Origin of the sequence: Pseudorhodoferax soli (assembly GCF_003337555.1) — a bacterium.
In the GTDB taxonomy this organism is placed as follows: Bacteria; Pseudomonadota; Gammaproteobacteria; order Burkholderiales; family Burkholderiaceae_C; genus Pseudorhodoferax; species Pseudorhodoferax soli.
Genome location: NZ_QPJK01000003.1, coordinates 621,893 through 641,190 on the forward strand (window position 1 = coordinate 621,893; position 19,298 = coordinate 641,190).

Sequence of the window (19,298 nt, forward strand, 5' to 3'; positions counted from 1 at the left end):
GCGACGATACCCCAGGCGCGCGCCGCATGCCCCCGCCAGCGCACCGGGTTCAGTGCGCCTGGTCCCAGTTCGCGCCCAAGCCCACCTCGGCCAGCAGTGGCACCTTGAGGCTCGCCACGCCGGCCATGAGCCGCGGCACCTCGGTGCGCACCCAGTCGGCCTCTTCCTCCGGCAGCTCGAACACCAGTTCGTCGTGCACCTGCATCACGATGCGCGTGGACTTGCCCAGGCGGTCGAGCTCGGCCTGCACCGCGATCATGGCCAGCTTGATGAGGTCGGCCGCCGTGCCCTGCATGGGCGCGTTGATGGCCTGGCGCTCGGCCGCGGCGCGGCGCGGGCCACTGCCGCCCTGGATCTCGGGCAGCACGATGCGCCGGCCGAACAGGGTTTCGACATGGCCCTGGGCGGCGGCCTGGGCCCGCGTCTCGTCCATGTAGCGCTTGACACCGGCGAAGCGGTCGAAATAGCGGTCGATGTAGTTCTTCGCGGCCTTCTGGTCGATGCCCAGGTTGCTGGCCAGGCCGAACGCGCCCATGCCGTAGATCAGCCCGAAGTTGATGACCTTGGCGTAGCGGCGCTGCTCGCTGCTGACGGCGTCCAGGGCCACGCCGAAGACCTCGGCCGCCGTGGCGCGGTGCACGTCGCGCCCCTCGGCGAAGGCGGCCAGCAGGCCGGGGTCCTCGCTGATGTGGGCCATGATGCGCAGCTCGATCTGCGAGTAGTCGGCGCTGGCGATCTGGTGGCCCGGCGGCGCGATGAAGGCCTCGCGCACGCGTCGGCCCTCCGCCGTGCGGATCGGTATGTTCTGCAGGTTGGGCTCGTTGCTGGACAAACGGCCCGTCACGGCCACGGCCTGCGCGTAGTTGGTGTGCACGCGGCCCGTGATCGGATTGACCATGAGGGGCAGCTTGTCGGTGTAGGTGCTCTTGAGCTTGGACAGGCCGCGGTGCTCCAGCAGGCGCGCCGGCAGCGGGTAGTCGGCTGCCAGTTTTTCCAGCACCTCCTCGTCGGTCGAGGGGGCGCCGGTGGCCGTCTTCTTCTGCACCGGGATGCCCAGCTTGGTGAACAGGATCTCGCCGATCTGCTTGGGGCTGCCCATGTTGAAGGGCTGGCCGGCCAGGCTGTAGGCCTCCTGTTCCAGCGCGATCATGCGCTCGGCCAGGGCCTGGCTCTGCTTCTGCAGCACGGCCGCATCGACCAGCACGCCATGGCGCTCGATGCGCTGCAGCACGGTGCTGGTGGGCATCTCGATCTGCTCGTAGACGTAGCGCCGGCTCGGCGCGGCGGCCGGCTCGGCCGCCAGCTCGGGCCACAGCACGCGGTGCACGTCCAGCACCATCTCGCTGTCTTCGCCCGAATAGGTGCTCGCGGTCTGCACGTCGACCTGGGCGAACGGGATCTGCTTGGCGCCCTTGCCGCAGATGTCCTCGTAGGACAGGCCCTTGCGGCCCAGGTGGCGGTCGGCGAGGCTTTCCAGGCTGTGCGGCTTGTGCGCCTCGATCACGTAGCTCTGCAGCAGCGTGTCGTGGCGCCAGCCGCGCACCGTGATGCCGTGGTTGGCGAACACATGGCTGTCGTACTTGATGTTCTGGCCCATCTTGCCGGCGGCCTCGTCCTCCAGCCAGGGCCTGAGCCTGGCCAGCACCTCGTCCAGCGGCAGCTGGTCGGGCACGTCGGCGTAGTTGTGCGCAAGCGGGATGTAGGCGGCCTCGCGCGCCTGCAGCGCGAACGAGATGCCGACGATGCGCGCGCGCATCGGGTCCAGCGAATCGGTCTCGGTGTCCAGCGCGGAGAGCGGCGCGGCGCGCAGGCGCGCGATCCAGCCGTCCAGTTGCTCCCAGGTGGCGATGGTCTGGTAGTTGCCGGTGGGCGCGGCCGCTTCGCAGGCCGTGGCCGCGGGCTCGTCTGCCGCGCCGGGGCCTTCGGCGAACAGGTCGTCCGTCGTGGCGGGTGCGGGCTTGGTGGCGGCCATGCGCGCCTCCAGATCGCGGGCCATGGTCTTGAAGCCGTAGCGCTGGTAGAAGTCCAGCAGCTGCACGGGGTCGGGCTCGGCGAACTTGAGCCCCTCGAACGCGCCCTCGGCTGGCCAGCCGGCCACATGCTCGGCCAGGTCGCAGTCGGTGCGGATGGTCACGAGCTTTCGGCCCATGGGCAGCCAGTCGAGCGCCTTGCGCAGGTTGTCGCCGGCCACGCCCTTGATGGCGCCGGCAGCGGCGATGACGCCGTCGAGCGAACCGTGCTCGCTGAGCCACTTGACGGCCGTCTTGGGGCCGACCTTGTCCACGCCGGGCACGTTGTCGACCGTGTCGCCGATCAGGGACAGGTAGTCCACGATGCGCTCGGGCGGCACGCCGAACTTGGCCTGCACCCCGGCCGGGTCCAGTGTCTCGTTGCTCATGGTGTTGATGAGCGTGACATGCGCGTCGACCAGCTGGGCCATGTCCTTGTCGCCGGTCGAGACCACGACCTGGCCGCCGCGCGCCGCCATCGCACGTGCGAGCGTGCCGATGACGTCGTCGGCCTCGATGCCGGCGATCGACAGCACCGGCCAGCCCAGCAGGCGCACCACCTCGTGGATCGGCCCGATCTGCTGCACCAGCGGCTCGGGCATGGCGGCACGGTTGGCCTTGTACTCGGGGTACCAGTCGTCGCGGAAGGTCTTGCCCGGCGCATCGAACACACAGACCGCGTGGGCCGACGGAAACTGCGCCCGCAACTTGGTCAGCATGGCCACCATGCCGTGGAGCGCGCCGGTCGGGAACTGGTCGGGGCCGCGCAGGTCCGGCAGCGCGTGGTAGGCCCGGTACAGATAGCTGGATCCGTCGACCAGCAGCAGGGTATTCGTGTCGCTCATCGGGGCATTGTGCCTTCGGCGCCCGGGGCGCCGAGGCCACCTACAATGCCATTCATGCGCGCATTCGCCCTCCTCTGTTTCAGCCTGGCGGCCACGGCTTCGGCCCTGGCCCAGGCGCCGACCGGCACGGCCGCGGCCCAGCCCGCGCTGGCGGCCGACAACCCGGGCCAGCCCGGCACCGACAAGCGGATCGAGCACATCCGCATCGAGGACAAGGGCGCGCGCATCGACGAACTGCGCTACGGCGGCGAACCCCAAAGCATCACCGTGCAGCCGCTCAACAGCGCCATGCCGGCCTACGAAATCGTGCCGCACAACGGCGCACGGGTGCGGCCCGGCAACGAACGCGACAACGCCCAGGGCAATGCCGGGCAGCGCGTCTGGAAAGTGCTCGGCTTCTGACACCGTGGCAGTTTTCACCGAGGTCACAGAACACGATGCCCAGGCCCTGCTGAACACCCTGGGATTGGGCGCGCTGCGCAGTTTGCGCGGCATCCAGGGCGGCATCGAGAACACCAACTACTTCGTCGACAGCGAACGCGGCCAGCACGTGCTGACGCTGTTCGAGCGCCTGTCGTTCGCGCAGTTGCCTTTCTACCTGCACCTGATGCAGCACCTGGCACACCGCGGCATCCCGGTGCCCGATCCGGCGGCCGACGCGCAAGGCACCATCCTGCACCGCGTGAACGGCAAGCCGGCGGCGCTCGTCAACCGGCTGCGCGGCGCGAGCGAACTGGCCCCCGGCCCCGCACACTGCGCCGCCGTGGGCGCCATGCTGGCGCGCATGCACCTGGCCGGCCGCGGCTACGACCGGCACCAGCCCAACCTGCGCGGCCTGCCCTGGTGGAACGAGACCGCGCCCGTGGTCCTGCCTCACCTGGAGCCGGAACAGGCCGCGCTGCTGCAGAGCGAGCTGGCCTACCAGAACCATGTGGCCGCCTCGGCCGCCTACGCGGCGCTGCCACGTGGCCCGGTGCATGCCGACCTGTTCCGCGACAACGTGATGTTCGAACAGTCGCCAGGCCAGGCCCCGGTCCTGACCGGCTTCTTCGACTTCTACTTCGCGGGGGTGGACACCTGGCTGTTCGACATCGCCGTGTGCCTGAACGACTGGTGCATCCGCCTGGCCGACGGCCAGGCCGACGACGAGCGCACGGCGGCCTTCCTGCAAGCCTATGGCGCCGAGCGTGCCTTGACCGGACCAGAGCGCGAACTGCTGCCCGCCATGCTGCGCGCCGGCGCGCTGCGCTTCTGGATCTCGCGGCTGTGGGACTTCCACCTGCCGCGCGAAGCCGCGCTGCTGACCCCGCACGACCCTGGCCACTTCGAGCGCGTGCTGCGCGCCCGCGCGACGCGCCTTGCGCCCGCCTTCGCATGAACCTGAACATCGTCCCCGCCCGCACCGGCGTCCAATGGGTGCGCGAGGGCATCCAGACCTTCTTCCGCCAGCCGCTGGCACTGGTCGGCCTGTTCTTCATGTACATGGCGGTCATGCTGATCGTCTCGCAGCTGCCGGGCATCGGCGTGCTGCTGGCCGGCGTGCTGGTGCCTGCCAGCACCTTGGGCCTGATGGCCGCCACGCGCGAAGCCGCGCAAGGACGGTTCCCAATGCCGACCGTGCTGGCCAGCGCCTTCCGCGCGGGCCAGCAGCGCATGAAGGCCATGCTGGCGCTGGGCCTGGCCTATGCCGTGCTGTCCACGCTGGTGTCGCTGCTGGTCTCGGCCCTGCTGCCCACGCCCGATGCGCCTGCACAGGCCGGCACGCCGGCGGCCCAGCAGGTCAGCGGCGCCGTGCTGCTCACACTGCTGCTGCACCTGCCGATCTTCCTGATGTTCTGGCATGCGCCCGCCCTCGTGCACTGGCACGGCGTCACGCCGGCCAAGAGCCTGTTCTTCAGCATCGTGGCGTGCCTGCGCAATGCGCGGGCGTTCCTGGTCTACGGGCTGGCCTGGGCCGGTCTGGTGATGGCCATGGGCATGGTGATCGCGATCTTCGCGTCCCTCGTCGGCAGCGCCGAGGCGGCCAGCATGGTGATGATGCCGTTCGCCTTCCTGATGGCGGCCATGATGTCGACCTCGATCTACTTCACGTTCCGCGACTGTTTCGTCGAAAGCGAAACGCCTGCGTTGCCCGACGAGGCCTGAACCTCAGCCGCCCAGCAGCATCCGCTGCAGCCTGGCGCGCAACGGTGTCGCGGCCTGTGGCGCCGCACCGGTCAGCGCCTCGCGGCGCATCTCCACCTGCACGCCGGCGCGCAGGTCCACGCGGCGCACGATGCACCCCTCCTCGTAGACGAAGGCCTCGTCGGCCAGGGCCAACGCGTCTTCCACGTCGTGCGTGATCATGAGCGCAGGGATGCCGGCCTGCCGGCAGGCGCTGGCGAGCTCGAGCCGCAGTTCATCGCGCAGCATCGGGTTCAGCGCGGCAAAGGGTTCGTCCAGCAGCAGCAGCTGGGGCTCGCAGGCCAGGGCGCGGGCCAACGCCACGCGCTGGCGCTGGCCGCCCGACAGGGTCTGGGGCCGGCTCTCGGCCATGGCAGACAGCCCGAAGTTCTGCATCAGCGTCTCGATGCGCGCCTGTTGCGCCGGTGCCAGCCGCCGGCTGTGCCACGAGGTCAGCCCGAAGCCGATGTTCTGGCGCACCGTGAGATGCGGGAACAGCGCGTAGTCCTGGAACAGGTAGCCGACGCGGCGCGCGGCGGGCGGCAGGTCGGTGCCGGTGGCAGCGTCGAACAGCGTGCGGCCGGCCACGCGCACATGGCCGGCGGTGGGCCGCAGCAAGCCGGCCATGGCCTGCAGTGTCAGCGACTTCCCCGAACCCGAAGGGCCGTACAGCGCGACGAAGGCGGCGTCCGACGCGAAGGCGGCCGACAGCGTGAAGCTGCGGCGCCCATCGACCACGGTCAGCTGCAGATCCACATCGATGCGTGCGGCCATGTTCAACGCGGCGCCAGCAGGCGATTGGAGAGCACGAGCACCGTGATCGACAGCACCGAAGTGATGACCACCAGCAGCAGCGCAAGATCGTCCTGCCCGGCCTGACTTGCGTCGTAGATGGCCATGGACAGCGTCTGCGTCTGCTGCGGGATGGAGCCCGCCACCATCAGCGAAGCCCCGAATTCGCCCATGGCCCGCGCGAAGGCCAGCAGCGTGCCGGCCAGGATGCCGGGCCAGGCCAACGGCAGCGTGACGCGCAGGAACACCGACAGCGGCGACTGGCGTAGCGTGGCCGCGGCGGCCTCGAGCGAGCGGTCGACGCCCGCGAACGCGGCGCTGGCCGACTTGAGCACCAGCGGCAGCGCCACGATGGCCGAGGCCACCACCGCACCGTGCCAGCTGAAGATGATGGAGTAGTCGAAATGGGCGCGCAGCCAGGCGCCGAGCGGGCTGCGCCGGCCGGCCAGCACGAGAATGCCGTAGCCGACCACGGTGGGCGGCAGCACCAGGGGCAGCATGCAGGCCGCCTCCAGCAGCTGGCGACCAGGAAAGCGGCAGCGCCCCACCAGCCAGCCCAGGGCGCTGCCCAGCACCAGCGCCACCGCCGTGGCCCAGGCGGCCACCTGGAGCGACAGGATTAGGGGGTGCCAGTCCATGCCGGCCAGGAGTGCGCGCGTCGTGTCCATGAAGATACAGCGCGGATTCTGGCACAGCGCCCCGCAGCAGCCGGTCTACGGTGCGAGCAGGCGGTTCAGCGCGGTGATGTCGGCCGCAGCGGCCAGGCGCGCCGTGTTTTCAATGGCGCGGTAGCGTGTGACGAGTTCGATGCCCACTTCGGTCAGCGCTGTGCCGCCACCGTGGGCGCCGCCTGCCGCGGTGTTGACGGCGGGCTGCGCAAGCGCACGGTTCGTTTCGTCGATGAGCACCCAGGCGCGGCGGTAGGACATCCCCAGGTGGCGGGCCGCCGCCGAGATCGATCCGGTTTCGGCCACAGCCTCCAGCAAGGCCACCTTGCCGGGACCGATGGCGATGCTGTCGTCGCGGTAGATGCGCAGGCGGAACTGCACTTTGGATTTCATGGCAGCGCATTGTGCCGGTCCGTGCGTCCCCAGCCGCGCAAGCGGCCAACCTGTCCGCGGGCCTCGTCGGCCGAACCACGGCGCGGGCGGCTGAGCGCGCGGGCGCCAGTGGCGTCCGAGGCGATGGCACCGTCGACGTGGGCACGCGCCGCCGAGGCCGGCAGCTGCGCCCGTGCGTCGAGTTCAGCGGTTGGCGCCAGTGCGGCCCAGCAGCCAGCCGATGGCAAACGCGGTGGCCACGGCCTTCAAGGGCCGGGCGGCCACGTAGGCACAGGCCCCGTCCAGCAACTGGTTGGGCGCAGCGCGCACCCGGTCCATGCGCTGGTCCAGGCGTTGCGCGGCGCCGGCCACGCCGCTGGCCATGCGGTCCACGGTCTGGTGGGCGCCGGCAGAAGCGCGGTCCAGGGCGTTGTGCACGGGCTGGGCCACCCGGTCGATGGTGGAGTGCAGGTTTTCACCCACCTCGTGCACGCCGCGCTGCAACTTGCCGTCGTCCAGGGGCGGGGTGAACGCCGGGGTATCGTTGTGCATGCTGAACTCCTGTTCGTGGTAGATCGGCTCCAGCGTACGCAAAGCTCCGCCCGCCCGCTGTCGGAGAGCGGCGATACGGCTGTAGGACACGCGCTGGCGTGGCGTTCAGGCTGCCGTCGGCTGCCGCTGGTCGTGCACGAATGCAGCGAACTCTGCAGCGGGAAGTGGCTTGCTGAACAGGAAGCCCTGCAGTTCGTCGCAGCCCCGCTCGCGCAGGAAGGCCTGCTGCACCCGGTTCTCCACACCTTCGGCGACGACATGCAGCTTGAGCGTGCGCGCCATCTGCAGGATGGCCTCGGTCAGGCCGCGGTCCTCCGGATCGGTGGCCAGGTCGGCGATGAAGGAGCGGTCGATCTTGAGCGTGTCGATCGGGAACTGCTTGAGTGTGGACAGCGAGGAATAGCCGGTGCCGAAGTCGTCGATGGCGATCCGCACGCCCAGCGACTTCAGCGAGCGCAGCAGCCGGCGGCCGGCTTCGGCGTCCTGCATGATGGCGCTCTCGGTGATCTCCAGCTCCAGCCGGCGGCCGTCCAGCCCGGTCTCGTGCAGGATGGACACGATGTCGGTCAACAGGTCGGGATCGCTGAACTGGCGCGGCGACAGGTTCACCGCCACCGTCAGGCCGTCCAGACCCTGGGCTAGCCAGGCCATGTTCTGCCGACAGGCTTGGCGCAGCGCCCACTTGCCCAGCGGCACGATCAGCCCGGTTTCCTCGGCCACGGGGATGAACTGCTCCGGCGAGACCATGCCCAACCCCGGGCTGGGCCAGCGCAGCAGTGCCTCCATGCCCGTGATGCGGCCACTGCGCAGGTCCAGCTTGGGCTGGTAGTGCAGCTCCAGCTCCCCGAGTTCCAGCGCGCAGCGCAGCCTCGATTCCAGTTCCAGCCGGGCGATCGAGTTGTCGTCGTGCGCGGGCGAGTAGAAGGCGAAGCTGTTCTTGCCTGCGGCCTTGGCCTGGTACATGGCGATGTCGGCGTACTTCATGAGCGTCTGGCCATCGCGGCCGTCGCGCCCATGGCGGCTGATGCCCACGCTGGCCGTCACACGCAGCTCGTAGCCCGGAACGATGAAGGGCCTGGCGATCGCCTGCAGGATCTTGTGCGCCACGGCCTCGGCATGGCGGTCGCTGCGCAACTCGTCCACGAGCACCACGAATTCGTCGCCGCCCAGGCGCGCGATCGCATCGCCGGCGCGCAGGGTCTGGCGCAGGCGGCGCGCCACCTCCTGCAGCAACGCATCGCCGGCACCATGCCCCAGGGTGTCGTTGATCTGCTTGAAGCGGTCCAGGTCGACGAAGAACAGGCCGAAAGGGTGGTGTCCGCGTTCGGCGCGGGCCACCGCGTCGGCCAGCAGCGCACCGAACTGGTTGCGGTTGGGCAAGGCTGTCAGGCTGTCGTGGTAAGCCAGGTACTCGATGCGCTCGGCCGCTTCCTGCTGGCGCGTGATGCCGTCCTGCAGCAGCGCATTGCTGCGTGCCAGATCGGCATTGCGCTCCTGCAGCGCATCGTGCTGGCGCTGCAGGTCCGCCGCCATGCGGTTGACGGCCGCGGCCAGCCGGCCGACCTCGTCGTTGGAACGCACGCGCAGGCGCGCGCCGTGGTTGCCGGCCGCCACCAACGCCACCGTGCGTTCGAGCTCGGCCAGCGGCCGCACCAGCGCATGGGTGACGCGAAAGGCCATGATCCAGCCCAGCACGGCCAGGATGAAGGTCGCCAGCACGGTCAGCAACGCGGCCTGCTTGGCCTCGGCCATCAGCGTGTCGTAGACCTGGGTGTACTCGAACACCACGGCGCCGGCTGCCCGCACGCCGGCTGTGCCATCGGGCGCCGGCAGCGGCACCACCACCTGGCGCGCGTCGGTGCCGTCGAACACATCGGGCCCGACGAAGTCGCGTGGCCGGCCTTCGGCCACGGCCTGCGCGATCTCGGGCACCTGGTGGGCCTGGCCGACGATGCGGCGGTCGGTGGCGGCGACCACGACGCCGCTGGCGTCGACGAGGAAGATGTCGCGGTCGAACAGCACGCCCAGGCTGTCGAAGTAGCTTTGCCGGGCGCTTTGCGCTGCGCCCGGCTGCTCGGAAATGCGCGCCACCGCCGCGGCCACGTGCTCGGCCTGCTGCAGGGCTGCACGCTGCGCGCCGACCAGCTGCAGCACCACCGCTGCGCCGGCCAGCACGATGAAGCCCGCCAGCATCACGAGAAAGGCACCCAGCAGCTTCAGGCGGATGCTCATCTCGGGGAACAGATTGGGGAACAGGCCCATGGCGGCGTCCAGCTCTTTGGCGATGCCGGACTGTGCAGCCGCCCCCTCCCCCGAATGTGGCGCAATCGTGTCGAAGCGGCCCTCAGCCCGCGCCGATGCGGAAAACGCCCACCTGCTGCGCCAGCTGGTCGGCCTGGCTGCGCATCGCGGCAGCCGAAGCCGCGGACTGCTCCACCAGCGCGGCGTTCTGCTGCGTCACCGCGTCCATGTCGGCGATCGCCTGGTTGATCTGGTCGATGCCCTGCGATTGCTCCTGGCTGGCGGCGGCGATCTCGGCGACGATGGCCGACACGCGCTGCACGCTGTCCACGATGTCCTGCATGGTGGCGCCGGCCTGGTGCACCAGGCTGCTGCTGTGCTCGGCGTTCTGCACCGATGCCTGGATCAGCGTGCGGACCTCCTTGGCGGCCTCGGCCGAGCGTTGCGCCAGATGGCGGACTTCCCCGGCCACCACCGCGAAACCCCGGCCCTGTTCGCCGGCGCGCGCCGCCTCCACGGCCGCATTCAGCGCGAGGATGTTGGTCTGGAAGGCGATGCCGTCGATCACGCCGATGATGTCCACGATCTTGCGCGAGGAGGCCGTCAGCGTCTCCATCGTCGCCACCACCTCGGTCACCACCGCTCCACCCTTGCCCGCCACCTGCGAGGCCGTGGCCGAGAGCTGGCTGGCCTGGCGTGCGTTGTCGGCGTTCTGCTTGACGGTGCCGGTCAGCTGCTCCATCGAGGCGGCGGTCTGCTCCAGCGCGCTGGCCTGGCGCTCGGTCCGTGCCGACAGGTCGTGGTTGCCGGCCGCGATCTCGCTGGACGCCGCGGCGATCGCATCGGCGCCCTGGCGCACGCCGCCCACGATGCCGGCAATGCTGTCGCGCATGCCGCGCATGGCATGCAGCAGGCTGTGCTCGCCCTTCGCCGGCACGGCGATGGCCACGTCGAGTTCGCCCTGGGCGATGCGCTGCGCAACCTCGACCGCGTAGGCCGGCTCACCGCCGAGCTGGCGCAGCAGGCCGCGCGCGACCAGCAGGCCGACGCCGACCAGCACCGCTCCCAACACCACCGCCGCGAGGCCGAAACGCAGCAGGCGCTGGTGGAATGCGGCGTCCACCGTGTCCACGTACACACCCGAGCCGATGATCCAGCCCCAGGGCTGGAAGGCCTTCACGTAGGAGGTCTTGGGCACCGGGTTCTCGCTGCCGGGCTTGGGCCACAGGTAGGGCACATGGCCGGCACCGGAGGCCCGCGCCACGTTGGCGAACTCGACGAACAGGCGCTTGCCCGTGGGGTCCTTGTTCTCCGACAGGTTCTTGCCGTCCAGTTCGGGCCGGATCGGGTGCATCACCATGGTCGGCGTGAAGTCGTTGATCCAGAAGTACTCCTCGCCGCTGTAGCGCATGGCCTTGACGGTGGCCATGGCCTGGCGCTTGGCATCGGTCTCGGGTAGCCGGCCGGCGGCGGCCTCGCGCTGGTAGTGCACGAGCACGCTGTGGGCCGCCTCCACGTTCTGGCGCACGCTGGCCTGGCGTTCCTCCATGATGAGGCTGCGCTCGGACAACAGGAAGGCGGCCGACAGCGCCAGTACGCCGGCCAGCGCACAGGCGATCAGGATGCCCAGGCGCTGGGCGGTGCCGAGGGAACGCGGAGCAGGTATTGCAGCCATGTCACTTCCGGCCCTTTCGGCCGCCAAAGCTCAGAATGCACCCACAATATCCGAACCCATTGGTTCGGAAATAGAGCAAAACCAGTAGTCGTCAGGGGACGGGGGTGAGCTTGGCCACCGCCAGTGCCAGCCATTTCACGCCATGGCGCGGGAAATCGATCTGGGCGCGCGCATCGTCCCCGTTGCCTTCGAGCAACTTGACCGTGCCTTCGCCGAACTTGGTGTGGAACACCTTCATGCCGGCGCGCAGGCCGTGCGACGGCGCGGCCTTCTGCGGCGGCAGCGGCGCGGCTGCCGACGGGAAGTTGCCGGCCTCGATGCCGAAGCGCCCGGGCGCCGTACCGCGGCTGCCCATGCCGAAGCCGGACTGGCGCGGCGTGATCCACTTGAGCGCGTCCTCTGGCAATTCCTCGAAGAAGCGGCTGCGCAGGTTGTAGCGGGTCTGGCCGTGCAGCAGCCGGGTCTGCGAGAAGCTCAGGTACAGGCGGTCGCGCGCGCGCGTGATGGCCACGTACATCAGCCGGCGCTCCTCCTCCAGGCCGTCGCGCTCGGTCATGCTGTTCTCGTGCGGGAACAGCCCCTCCTCCATGCCGCCGATGAACACGCAGTCGAACTCCAGGCCCTTGGCCGAGTGCACGGTCATGAGCTGCACGGCGTCCTGGCCGGCCTGGGCCTGGTTGTCGCCGGCTTCCAGTGCGGCGTGGGTCAGGAAGGCGGCCAGCGGCGACAGGGTCTCGCCGGTGTCGGGCGCCACATCGGGCAAGGGCGCGTCGACGACAGGTGCGTTCGGGTCCAGCCCCTGGCTGGCGGGTGACTGGGAAAGGCCGTGCTCGTCCAGCGGCAGTGCCACGGCGTCGCGGCCGAAGCCCTCCTGCGTCACGAAGCTCTCGGCCGCGTTGACGAGCTCCTCCAGGTTCTCCACCCGGTCGGCGCCCTCGCGGTCGGCCTTGTAGTGCTCCACCAGCCCGCTGCCATCCAGCACCTGCTCGATGATCTCGCGCAGGGTGAGGCCGGCGGTTTGCTCGCGCAGCACGTCGATGCGCGCGACGAAGGCCGTCAGGTTGCTGCCGGCCTTGCCCGTCAGGCTGCTGGCCGCGTCGTTCAACGAGCAGCCCAGCGTGCGCGCGGCGTCCTGCAGCTGCTCGATGCTGCGCACGCCGATGCCGCGCGGCGGGAAGTTCACCACCCGCAGGAAGCTGGTGTCGTCGTGCCGGTTCTCCAGCAGCCGCAGGTAGGCCAGCGCATGCTTGATCTCCGCCCGCTCGAAGAAGCGCAGCCCGCCATACACGCGGTAGGGCATGGCGGCGTTGAACAGCGCGGTCTCGATCACCCGGCTCTGCGCATTGCTGCGGTACAGGATCGCGATTTCCTTGCGCGGCACGCCGTCGCGCACGAGCTGGCGGATCTCGTCCACCATCCACTGCGCCTCGGCGAAGTCGCTGGTCTGCTCCACCACGCGCACGGGCTCGCCCGGCCCCTGGTCGGTGCGCAGGTTCTTGCCCAGGCGCCGGCTGTTGTGCTCGATCAGGGCGTTGGCCGAATCCAGGATGTTGCCGTGGCTGCGGTAGTTCTGCTCCAGCTTGATCTGCTGGCGCACGTCGAACTCGCGGACGAAATCCGACATGTTGCCCACGCGCGCACCGCGGAAGGCGTAGATGCTCTGGTCGTCGTCGCCCACGGCCAGCACGCTGCCGGCATGGCCTTCGGGCAGGCCGCGGTCGATCTCGGCCTTGCCCGCCAGCATCTTGATCCAGGCGTACTGCAGCGTGTTGGTGTCCTGGAACTCGTCGATGAGGATGTGGCGAAAGCGCCGCTGGTAGTGCTCGCGGATCGGGTCGTTGTCGCGCAGCAGCTCGAAGCTGCGCAGCAGCAGCTCGGCGAAGTCGACCACGCCCTCGCGCTGGCATTGCTCGTCGTACAGGCGGTAGAGCTCGATCTTCTTGCGGGTGTCCTCGTCGCGGCCCGTCAGGTTGTGGGCACGCAGGCCCTCCTCCTTGTTGCCGCTGATGTACCACTGCAGCTGCTTGGCCGGAAAGCGCTCGTCGTCGATGTTGTGCTGCTTCAGCAACCGCTTGATGGCCGAGAGCTGGTCCTGCGTGTCCAGGATCTGGAAGCTCTGCGGCAGCGCCGCCAGCTTGTAGTGGGCGCGCAGGAAGCGGTTGCACAGGCCATGGAAGGTGCCGATCCACATGCCGCGCACGTTGACGGGCAGCATGGCGCCGAGCCGCGTCATCATTTCCTTGGCGGCCTTGTTGGTGAAGGTCACGGCCAGGATGCCGCCGGGCGACACCTGCCCCGTGGACATCAGCCAGGCGATGCGCGTGGTCAGCACGCGCGTCTTGCCGGAGCCGGCGCCGGCCAGGATCAGTGCGTGCTCCTGCGGCAGCGTGACGGCTGCCAGCTGTTCGGGGTTGAGCTGGCGCAACAGCGGCGAAGCGGCGTCGGCCGCCGGGGGATCGAAAGGAAGCATGCGGCGATTGTAGGAAGCGGCTGCTGTGGTAATTTCCGCCGCAGTACGGCCCCACGCGACACGCCAAGGAGGCTCACCATGTTTTCCGTCTACGGCGTCACCGGGCGCCAGTTCACCGGCTCGGCCGAACAGCTGCGCCAGATCGAGCGCGTGAACGCCGCTGCGCGCACGCGCCGCATCGACCCCAACGAGGACGTGCTGCCCGAACGTGTCTCGGCCGACCCGACGCTGAACACGCCGCTGGAGCCGGTGGCCGTGCCGGCCGCGGGCACCACGGTGGCGCGGCGCACGGCGCTGGCCGCCTACGCCCAGACCGGCGCGCCGGAGACCCAGCGCCAGCCGCTCACGCGCGTGGCCGAGATCATGCACACGCCCGCGTTCACGCTGCCCGAGAACACCACCGTGCTGCAAGCCTGGAGGCTGCTGGCCTACCACGGCTACGCGCAGGCGCCGGTGGTCAGTGCGTCGGGCATGCTGGTGGGGCTGCTGTTGCGGGCCGACCTGCTGCCGCCCGAACGCATGGCCGTGCCGGATCTGGCGCAGGAAGGCTGGGCCGCGCTGATGGCGCAGCCGGTGTCCGAACTGATGTGGACGCCCGTGCCCAGCACCTCGGCCGACAACGAGATCCGCCGCGTCGCGGCCGTGCTGCACGAGGACGGCCTGCCCGGCCTGCCTGTGGTGGACGATGCGGGCGCCGTGGTCGGCTTCGTCTCGCGCAGCGACATCGTGCGCGCCGTCGCGCACGAGCCGCCGCTGGACCTGTGGAGCTGACTTACTGCAGCATCAGCGAGCGTTCGCCCTTGCACTTGCCCGCGCGTGCTGGGGGGTTGCACAGGCCGCACAGGTAGGTGCGCGGGTTTTCGTAGAGCTCGGAGACGAACTTGCCGCCGCAGCTGCTGCAGGCCGTCATGTTGAGCATGTTGGCATCGACGAACTTGACCAGGCGCCAGGCCCGCGTGAACGACAGCAGCGGATCGATCTCGGCCGCGCCGACCTGCTCCAGGTACAGCCGGTAGGCCTTGGTCAGCATGTCGATCGGGTCCATGTCCATGCTCTTGGACAGGTACTCGTAGATGTTCAGAAACAGCGAGGAGTGGATGTTCTCCTGCCAGGACAGGAACCAGTCCGTGGAGAACGGCAGCTGGCCCTTGGACGGCGACTTGCCTGCCACTTCCTTGTATAGCCGCAGCAACCGCTCGTACGAGAGATCCGTCTCCGACTCCAGCACCTGCATGCGCGCGCCCATCTGGATCAGCATCGCGGCGCGCTCGATCTGGCGCGAATCGTTCAACACACTCTTGGTCGAGGCAGCGGCCATGGTTCCAGCTCCTGTGGACGGTGGGGGCTTAGATGACTTCGGCCAGGCGGCCGGCCATCAGGATGTTGGCGTGCAGCTTGTTGGTGGCCTCGTTGCCCACCTTCTTCACATCGTGGTTGGTCAGCAGGTTCCAGACCAGGTTGTCGTCCACGCGGAAGTGGCACAGCAGCATGTTGCTGGAGGCCAGCTTCAGGATCTGCGCCGCGGAGAGCGAACCCAGGATGTCGGCCGCCTCTTCCTGGATGCCCAGGCGGAACAGCGCCGCCGCCTTGTCCTGGCGGATCAGGTTCTGCGCCAGCATCAGGTAGGTGAGGTTGGCTTCGCGGATCTCGGCAATGATCTGGTCGGTGTTCATGGCGGCAACTCCTTTGCATGTCAGCGGATCCGAAGGCCTGCATTTACTGCAGGAGAGGGGTCTTGATCCGTTGAAATGGATTGTGGTTGCCACCCAAAAGCTTTTGAGTCGGGGGATGGATGGACGCTGCGTCTCCCCTGCCCGCCGCCTTTGTAGGAAAAAGGCCTACAGCGCCGTCGCGCCGCCGACTACAGCTTTTCAGGCTGCCGGCTGGTCCGGGTGGGAAGGCCGGCCGCCGCCGTCCTGCTGCCCTTCTTCCTCGTCTTCGTCGAGCAGGAAGCGGTTGATCAGCTGGAACAGGCGCTCGTAGAACTCCTGGGCGTCGATGGTCTCGCTGCCGATGCGCACCAGCGAATCGTCGCTCGCCGCGAACGGCAGCGACACCGAGCCCACCGCGCCCACGCCCAGGCTGGCCGCGGTGGCACTCTTCTTGAGCGAGAAGCGGTCCTGTTGCGCGGTGACGAAGCCCAGCGTGCTCTTGCCGCTGCGCGTCTCGGGCGCGCAGACGATGCGGATCTCCATCTGCACGTGCGTGTCCACCGCCGGCTGGAAGTTCTTGCGGCCGTCCACCAGGTCCTTGGTCGCCGTGTTGATCAGGTAGCCCTGGCTCAGCAGAGCGCGGCGCGCGGCCTCGCAGGTTTCCGAGGGCGTGGCGCCGAAGCTGCGCGAGTAGGTGGAGCTCGAATCGAAATGCTCCTGCGGCGCCAGCTTCTGCCGTGGCAGCTGGCAGCCCGTCAGCAGCGCGAGCGACAGCGCGCCGAGAGCAAGGATGCGGGAGGGCCGGTGGATCATGTCGTTGGGAAGCGGGCTGCGCGAAAGTGTAGGCCACGCCCATGGCAGGAAGTTCCCAGCGGCCGCACGCGCGGCAAGGACATGCATCAGTCGCCCCGCAGGACCTGCTGGGCTCCTTCGTCCAGGCCAGCACATGGCGTCGCACGGGCCAGCGACATCCAGACATGGAAGGGCAACGCCAGCCGCTCGCGCCGCTGGGCATTGCGCTGCACCGACAGCTGGCCGTCTTCCTGCTGCTGCAGCACGCCGCAGTCGGCCGGCACGTCGTCGGCATCGCCGATGGCGCGGCCACGCGCGTCGCGGCCCAACACATACCAGCACTGGCCACCCAGGTCCAGGTAGGCCTGGCGCTTGGCCGGCTTGCGCAAGTCGCCGAGCAGGTCGGCGCGGCTGACCTTGATCTCGTGCACCACCGGGTCCACGTAGCTGGCCACCGAGGTGTTGCGGATCGAGAACACGTCCGGGCAGGCCATGCACCAGCTGGGCGCCTCGCCCTCGACAGCCGGCGGCAGCAGCGCGCGCAGGGCCAGGCCCCGCCAGGCGATGCGCCCCGCCCGCCCCTGCTCGCGCGCGACACGCTCGACCAGCGCCTCGTGCGCCGAGCGCGCCCGCTGGTTGCGCACGGCGGCCTGCGCCACGGCCTGGATGCCGGCCTCCGTCAGGCGCACGCTGTCGCGCCCGTCGGCATGCAGGCGCTCGAGCAGGCCCAGCGCCAGCAATTCGAGTTCCACGACGTCCTGCCAGGGCCAGCCGGCCGAACGGTAGACCTCACGCAGGCGGCGGGCATGCGGGCGAGAAAGCGCGGTCGCGTGTCCCATGTCGTTCCAATCGGAGCGGCATTGTGCCCTTGGCCGACTGTCAGAAAGTGCAAGGCATACTGTGCCCCTCATGCAAGGAGCGACGGAGATCCCATGCACCTGAACTACGAAGACTCGGCCGGCTCCCAACTGGCCCTGCTGGCCGCAGTCAAGCTGCTGCTGGCACCGCACCGGGGTGACCTCGACTCCATCAAAGGCCTGCGCCATGAGCTGGACAACACGCGGGAACTGCTGGCCTCGCTGCCCGGCACCGAGCGCAAGCTGCTGTCCTTCGAAGTCACCGCCGAGTCGCTGATGGCTGTGCTGGCCCCGCCCAGCCAAAGTCAGTATTGACCCCCTTGCCAGACGCCCCATGAAGCTCCGTCCCTCCGCCCTGCGTGCGCTGGCCCCGGCCGCGCTGGCACTGCTCGCCGCCTGTGGCAGCACGCCCCTGCCGCCCTGGCCTTCCGACCGCCCCACCGCGCGCACGGCGCCGGCCGTCGTCAACATGGGCAGCGCCGCTGCGCCAGCCGCTGCCGCCAGTGCGCCCGGCCCGGCCAGCCCGGCCCCGGCCGTCGTCGTCGAGGCCGTGCCGCCGCCGGGCGCAGCCAGCGCGGCAGCGCCCGCCGAAGTCGCCGCGGGCATCGCCCCGGCGCCCTATGGCCCCGAGGTCGCCGCGCGCTTCCCCGAGCCGTCCACCACCTACCAGACGCCGGGCCTGGAATCCGGCCGCGACCAGTTCAGCAGCAACAGCGAGATCTCCGGCTGGCTGCGCGACCTGGCGGCCGCGAGCGGCGGCCGCAGCCGCATCGGCCTGCTGGGCCTGGGTGCATCGCAGAGCGGCACGCCGCTGGAAGCCCTCGTGCTGACGCGCGCAGCCTCCACCGACCCGGCCGCGCTGCTGGCCAGCGGCAAGCCCACGGTGCTCCTGGTCGGCCAGCAGCATGGCGACGAGCCGGCCCCTGCCGAAGCCCTTTTGGTGCTCGCGCGTGAACTGGCCCGGGGCCGGCTCGAGCCGCTGCTGGACCGCATCAACGTGGTGCTGCTGCCGCGCGCCAATCCCGATGGTGCGGCCGCCGGCAAGCGCGTGACGGCTGGCGGCATCGACATGAACCGCGACCACCTGCTGCTGCGCACGCCGGAGGCCCGCGCACTGGCACGCCTGCAGCGCGACTACCAGCCCGCCGTGACCGTGGATGCGCACGAGTACACCGTGGTCGGCCGCTTCCTCGAGAAGTTCGGCGCGATCCAGAAGTTCGATGCGCTGGTGCAGTACGCCACCACGGCCAACCTCTCCGAGTTCATGCCGCGCGCCTCGGAGGAATGGTTCCGCCGCCCGCTGGTGGCCGCGCTGAACCGCGAGGGCCTGTCGAACGAGTGGTACTACACCACCTCGACCGATCCGAACGACCTGCGCATCTCCATGGGCGGCACCCAGCCCGACACCGGCCGCAACGTCTTCGGCCTGCGCAACTCGGTCAGCCTGCTGCTGGAGACGCGCGGCGTGGGCATCGGCCGGCTGCACATCCAGCGCCGCGTGCACACCCAGGTCGTCGCGCTCACCAGCGTGCTGCAAAGCGCCTCGCAACGCGCCGAGGACCTCGGCAAGGTGCGCTCCTACATGGACCGCGAGGCTGCGGGCAATGCCTGCCGCGGCGAAGTGGTGACGAGCGCCGGCCCGACGCTGCAGCGCCGCGCGCTGGTGATGCTGGACCCGGCCACTGGCGCCGACCGCTCGATCGACGTCGACTGGAACTCCGCGCTCGAACTGCGGCCGCTCAAGGCCCGTGGCCGTCCTTGCGGCTACTGGCTGGCAGCCGCCTCGACCCAGGCCGTGGAACGCCTGCAGCAACTCGGCGTGCAGGTCATGCGCGTGGCCGAACCTGGCGCCGTGCTGGGCGAGAGCTACCGCGAGACGGCGCGCACCAGCGGCGAACGCAGCGATGTGCGCGGCGCCATCGCCGACGCCGCACCCATCGTGCAGGTGGAGGTGGCGCTCGCCCGCGGCGTGCTCGACACGCCCATGGGCAGCTATTACGTGCCGCTGTCGCAGCCGCTGGCCAACCTGGTCGTGGCCGCGCTGGAGCCCGACACGCAGAACAGCTTCTTCGCCAACCGCGTGGTCGATGCGCTGCAAAGCCAGGCCCGGGTGGTCGGCGAGCCCACGATGCGGCTGGAGCCCCTGCCGGCTGGCGGCTTCTGAGAGCGTCCTACACCGGGCAGCCGCCGCGGCCGACAGCGGCGGCAGC

General features: G+C 69.8%; 18 protein-coding genes. 6 read left to right on the plus strand and 12 right to left on the minus strand.

Features of this window, described 5'->3' with window-relative positions:
• Nucleotides 1-49 precede the first annotated feature (49 nt).
• A complete protein-coding gene (gene polA / locus DES41_RS14535) occupies nt 50-2,854 on the minus strand; it encodes a DNA polymerase I (protein ID WP_114468344.1) in 2,805 nt (934 codons plus the stop codon).
• A gap of 54 nt (nt 2,855-2,908) precedes the next feature.
• Here polA and DES41_RS14540 point away from each other — a divergent pair, with 54 nt between their 5' ends.
• Genes DES41_RS14540 through DES41_RS14550 form a run of 3 tightly spaced genes read left to right on the plus strand, consistent with a single transcriptional unit; the run spans nt 2,909 to nt 4,999 of the window.
• Nucleotides 2,909-3,256, plus strand: coding sequence for a hypothetical protein (locus DES41_RS14540; protein ID WP_114468436.1), 348 nt, complete (start codon nt 2,909-2,911; stop codon nt 3,254-3,256).
• A 4-nt stretch (nt 3,257-3,260) separates the two neighbouring features.
• On the plus strand, nt 3,261-4,232 hold the full coding sequence (locus DES41_RS14545) for a homoserine kinase (protein ID WP_114468345.1): 972 nt from the start codon (nt 3,261-3,263) through the stop codon (nt 4,230-4,232).
• Complete coding sequence (locus DES41_RS14550) at nt 4,229-4,999, plus strand: BPSS1780 family membrane protein (protein WP_114468346.1); 771 nt, start codon at nt 4,229-4,231, stop codon at nt 4,997-4,999. Before DES41_RS14545 ends, DES41_RS14550 begins: the two co-directional genes overlap by 4 nt.
• Before the next feature lie 3 nt (nt 5,000-5,002).
• On the opposite strand, the gene DES41_RS14555 is transcribed toward DES41_RS14550, so the two are convergent.
• The 7 genes from DES41_RS14555 to DES41_RS14585 form a co-directional block, all read right to left on the minus strand.
• Complete coding sequence (locus tag DES41_RS14555; RefSeq protein ID WP_114468347.1) at nt 5,003-5,791, minus strand: ABC transporter ATP-binding protein; 789 nt, start codon at nt 5,789-5,791, stop codon at nt 5,003-5,005.
• 2 nt (nt 5,792-5,793) lie between these two features.
• On the minus strand, nt 5,794-6,477 hold the full coding sequence (modB, locus tag DES41_RS14560; RefSeq protein ID WP_114468348.1) for a molybdate ABC transporter permease subunit: 684 nt from the start codon (nt 6,475-6,477) through the stop codon (nt 5,794-5,796).
• A gap of 45 nt (nt 6,478-6,522) precedes the next feature.
• The gene (locus DES41_RS14565; RefSeq protein ID WP_114468349.1) at nt 6,523-6,870 is read right to left on the minus strand and encodes a winged helix-turn-helix domain-containing protein; all 348 of its coding nucleotides are present in this window, start codon (nt 6,868-6,870) and stop codon (nt 6,523-6,525) included.
• Between the two features lie 183 nt (nt 6,871-7,053).
• Nucleotides 7,054-7,401 carry a hypothetical protein gene (locus DES41_RS14570; RefSeq protein ID WP_147282857.1) on the minus strand — a complete coding sequence of 116 codons (348 nt, stop codon included), beginning with the start codon at nt 7,399-7,401 and terminating at the stop codon, nt 7,054-7,056.
• Between the two features lie 105 nt (nt 7,402-7,506).
• Entirely contained in the window at nt 7,507-9,663 is a 2,157-nt protein-coding gene (locus DES41_RS14575; protein ID WP_170168182.1) for a putative bifunctional diguanylate cyclase/phosphodiesterase, read from the minus strand.
• Between the two features lie 82 nt (nt 9,664-9,745).
• A complete protein-coding gene (locus tag DES41_RS14580) occupies nt 9,746-11,317 on the minus strand; it encodes a methyl-accepting chemotaxis protein (RefSeq protein WP_114468351.1) in 1,572 nt (523 codons plus the stop codon).
• Between the two features lie 91 nt (nt 11,318-11,408).
• Complete coding sequence (locus tag DES41_RS14585; protein ID WP_114468352.1) at nt 11,409-13,787, minus strand: UvrD-helicase domain-containing protein; 2,379 nt, start codon at nt 13,785-13,787, stop codon at nt 11,409-11,411.
• A 78-nt stretch (nt 13,788-13,865) separates the two neighbouring features.
• On the opposite strand from DES41_RS14585, the gene DES41_RS14590 reads away from it, so the two are divergent.
• Complete coding sequence (locus DES41_RS14590; RefSeq protein WP_114468353.1) at nt 13,866-14,558, plus strand: CBS domain-containing protein; 693 nt, start codon at nt 13,866-13,868, stop codon at nt 14,556-14,558.
• Between the two features lies 1 nt (nt 14,559).
• Here the strand turns inward: DES41_RS14590 and flhC are convergent, their stop codons facing one another.
• From flhC to DES41_RS14610, 4 genes are all read right to left on the minus strand, one after another.
• Nucleotides 14,560-15,105 carry a flagellar transcriptional regulator FlhC gene (gene flhC, locus DES41_RS14595; protein ID WP_056902762.1) on the minus strand — a complete coding sequence of 182 codons (546 nt, stop codon included), beginning with the start codon at nt 15,103-15,105 and terminating at the stop codon, nt 14,560-14,562.
• 28 nt (nt 15,106-15,133) lie between these two features.
• Nucleotides 15,134-15,460, minus strand: a complete 327-nt coding sequence (gene flhD / locus DES41_RS14600) for a flagellar transcriptional regulator FlhD (RefSeq protein WP_114468354.1) — start codon at nt 15,458-15,460, stop codon at nt 15,134-15,136.
• A 198-nt stretch (nt 15,461-15,658) separates the two neighbouring features.
• Nucleotides 15,659-16,252 carry a DUF2242 domain-containing protein gene (locus tag DES41_RS14605; RefSeq protein ID WP_211332978.1) on the minus strand — a complete coding sequence of 198 codons (594 nt, stop codon included), beginning with the start codon at nt 16,250-16,252 and terminating at the stop codon, nt 15,659-15,661.
• A gap of 86 nt (nt 16,253-16,338) precedes the next feature.
• Nucleotides 16,339-17,070: a hypothetical protein gene (locus tag DES41_RS14610; protein WP_114468355.1), complete on the minus strand. Its 732-nt coding sequence runs from the start codon at nt 17,068-17,070 to the stop codon at nt 16,339-16,341.
• Between the two features lie 93 nt (nt 17,071-17,163).
• Between DES41_RS14610 and DES41_RS14615 the strand changes: the two genes are divergently transcribed.
• Nucleotides 17,164-17,403 carry a hypothetical protein gene (locus tag DES41_RS14615; RefSeq protein WP_114468356.1) on the plus strand — a complete coding sequence of 80 codons (240 nt, stop codon included), beginning with the start codon at nt 17,164-17,166 and terminating at the stop codon, nt 17,401-17,403.
• Nucleotides 17,404-17,422: 19 nt separating this feature from the next.
• Nucleotides 17,423-19,252, plus strand: coding sequence for a M14 family metallopeptidase (locus tag DES41_RS14620; RefSeq protein ID WP_114468357.1), 1,830 nt, complete (start codon nt 17,423-17,425; stop codon nt 19,250-19,252).
• Nucleotides 19,253-19,298 lie beyond the last annotated feature (46 nt).

What these genes read in the sequence shown, in the direction of transcription:
- polA (WP_114468344.1), bottom strand. Translation starts at nt 2,854, where the DNA reads ATGAGCGACACGAATACCCTGCTGCTGGTCGACGGATCCAGCTATCTG.
- DES41_RS14540 (WP_114468436.1), top strand. Translation starts at nt 2,909, where the DNA reads ATGCGCGCATTCGCCCTCCTCTGTTTCAGCCTGGCGGCCACGGCTTCG.
- DES41_RS14550 (WP_114468346.1), top strand. Translation starts at nt 4,229, where the DNA reads ATGAACCTGAACATCGTCCCCGCCCGCACCGGCGTCCAATGGGTGCGC.
- DES41_RS14555 (WP_114468347.1), bottom strand. Translation starts at nt 5,791, where the DNA reads ATGGCCGCACGCATCGATGTGGATCTGCAGCTGACCGTGGTCGATGGG.
- modB (WP_114468348.1), bottom strand. Translation starts at nt 6,477, where the DNA reads ATGGACACGACGCGCGCACTCCTGGCCGGCATGGACTGGCACCCCCTA.
- DES41_RS14565 (WP_114468349.1), bottom strand. Translation starts at nt 6,870, where the DNA reads ATGAAATCCAAAGTGCAGTTCCGCCTGCGCATCTACCGCGACGACAGC.
- DES41_RS14570 (WP_147282857.1), bottom strand. Translation starts at nt 7,401, where the DNA reads ATGCACAACGATACCCCGGCGTTCACCCCGCCCCTGGACGACGGCAAG.
- DES41_RS14575 (WP_170168182.1), bottom strand. Translation starts at nt 9,663, where the DNA reads ATGGGCCTGTTCCCCAATCTGTTCCCCGAGATGAGCATCCGCCTGAAG.
- DES41_RS14580 (WP_114468351.1), bottom strand. Translation starts at nt 11,317, where the DNA reads ATGGCTGCAATACCTGCTCCGCGTTCCCTCGGCACCGCCCAGCGCCTG.
- DES41_RS14585 (WP_114468352.1), bottom strand. Translation starts at nt 13,787, where the DNA reads ATGCTTCCTTTCGATCCCCCGGCGGCCGACGCCGCTTCGCCGCTGTTG.
- DES41_RS14590 (WP_114468353.1), top strand. Translation starts at nt 13,866, where the DNA reads ATGTTTTCCGTCTACGGCGTCACCGGGCGCCAGTTCACCGGCTCGGCC.
- flhC (WP_056902762.1), bottom strand. Translation starts at nt 15,105, where the DNA reads ATGGCCGCTGCCTCGACCAAGAGTGTGTTGAACGATTCGCGCCAGATC.
- flhD (WP_114468354.1), bottom strand. Translation starts at nt 15,460, where the DNA reads ATGAACACCGACCAGATCATTGCCGAGATCCGCGAAGCCAACCTCACC.
- DES41_RS14605 (WP_211332978.1), bottom strand. Translation starts at nt 16,252, where the DNA reads ATGATCCACCGGCCCTCCCGCATCCTTGCTCTCGGCGCGCTGTCGCTC.
- DES41_RS14610 (WP_114468355.1), bottom strand. Translation starts at nt 17,070, where the DNA reads ATGGGACACGCGACCGCGCTTTCTCGCCCGCATGCCCGCCGCCTGCGT.
- DES41_RS14615 (WP_114468356.1), top strand. Translation starts at nt 17,164, where the DNA reads ATGCACCTGAACTACGAAGACTCGGCCGGCTCCCAACTGGCCCTGCTG.
- DES41_RS14620 (WP_114468357.1), top strand. Translation starts at nt 17,423, where the DNA reads ATGAAGCTCCGTCCCTCCGCCCTGCGTGCGCTGGCCCCGGCCGCGCTG.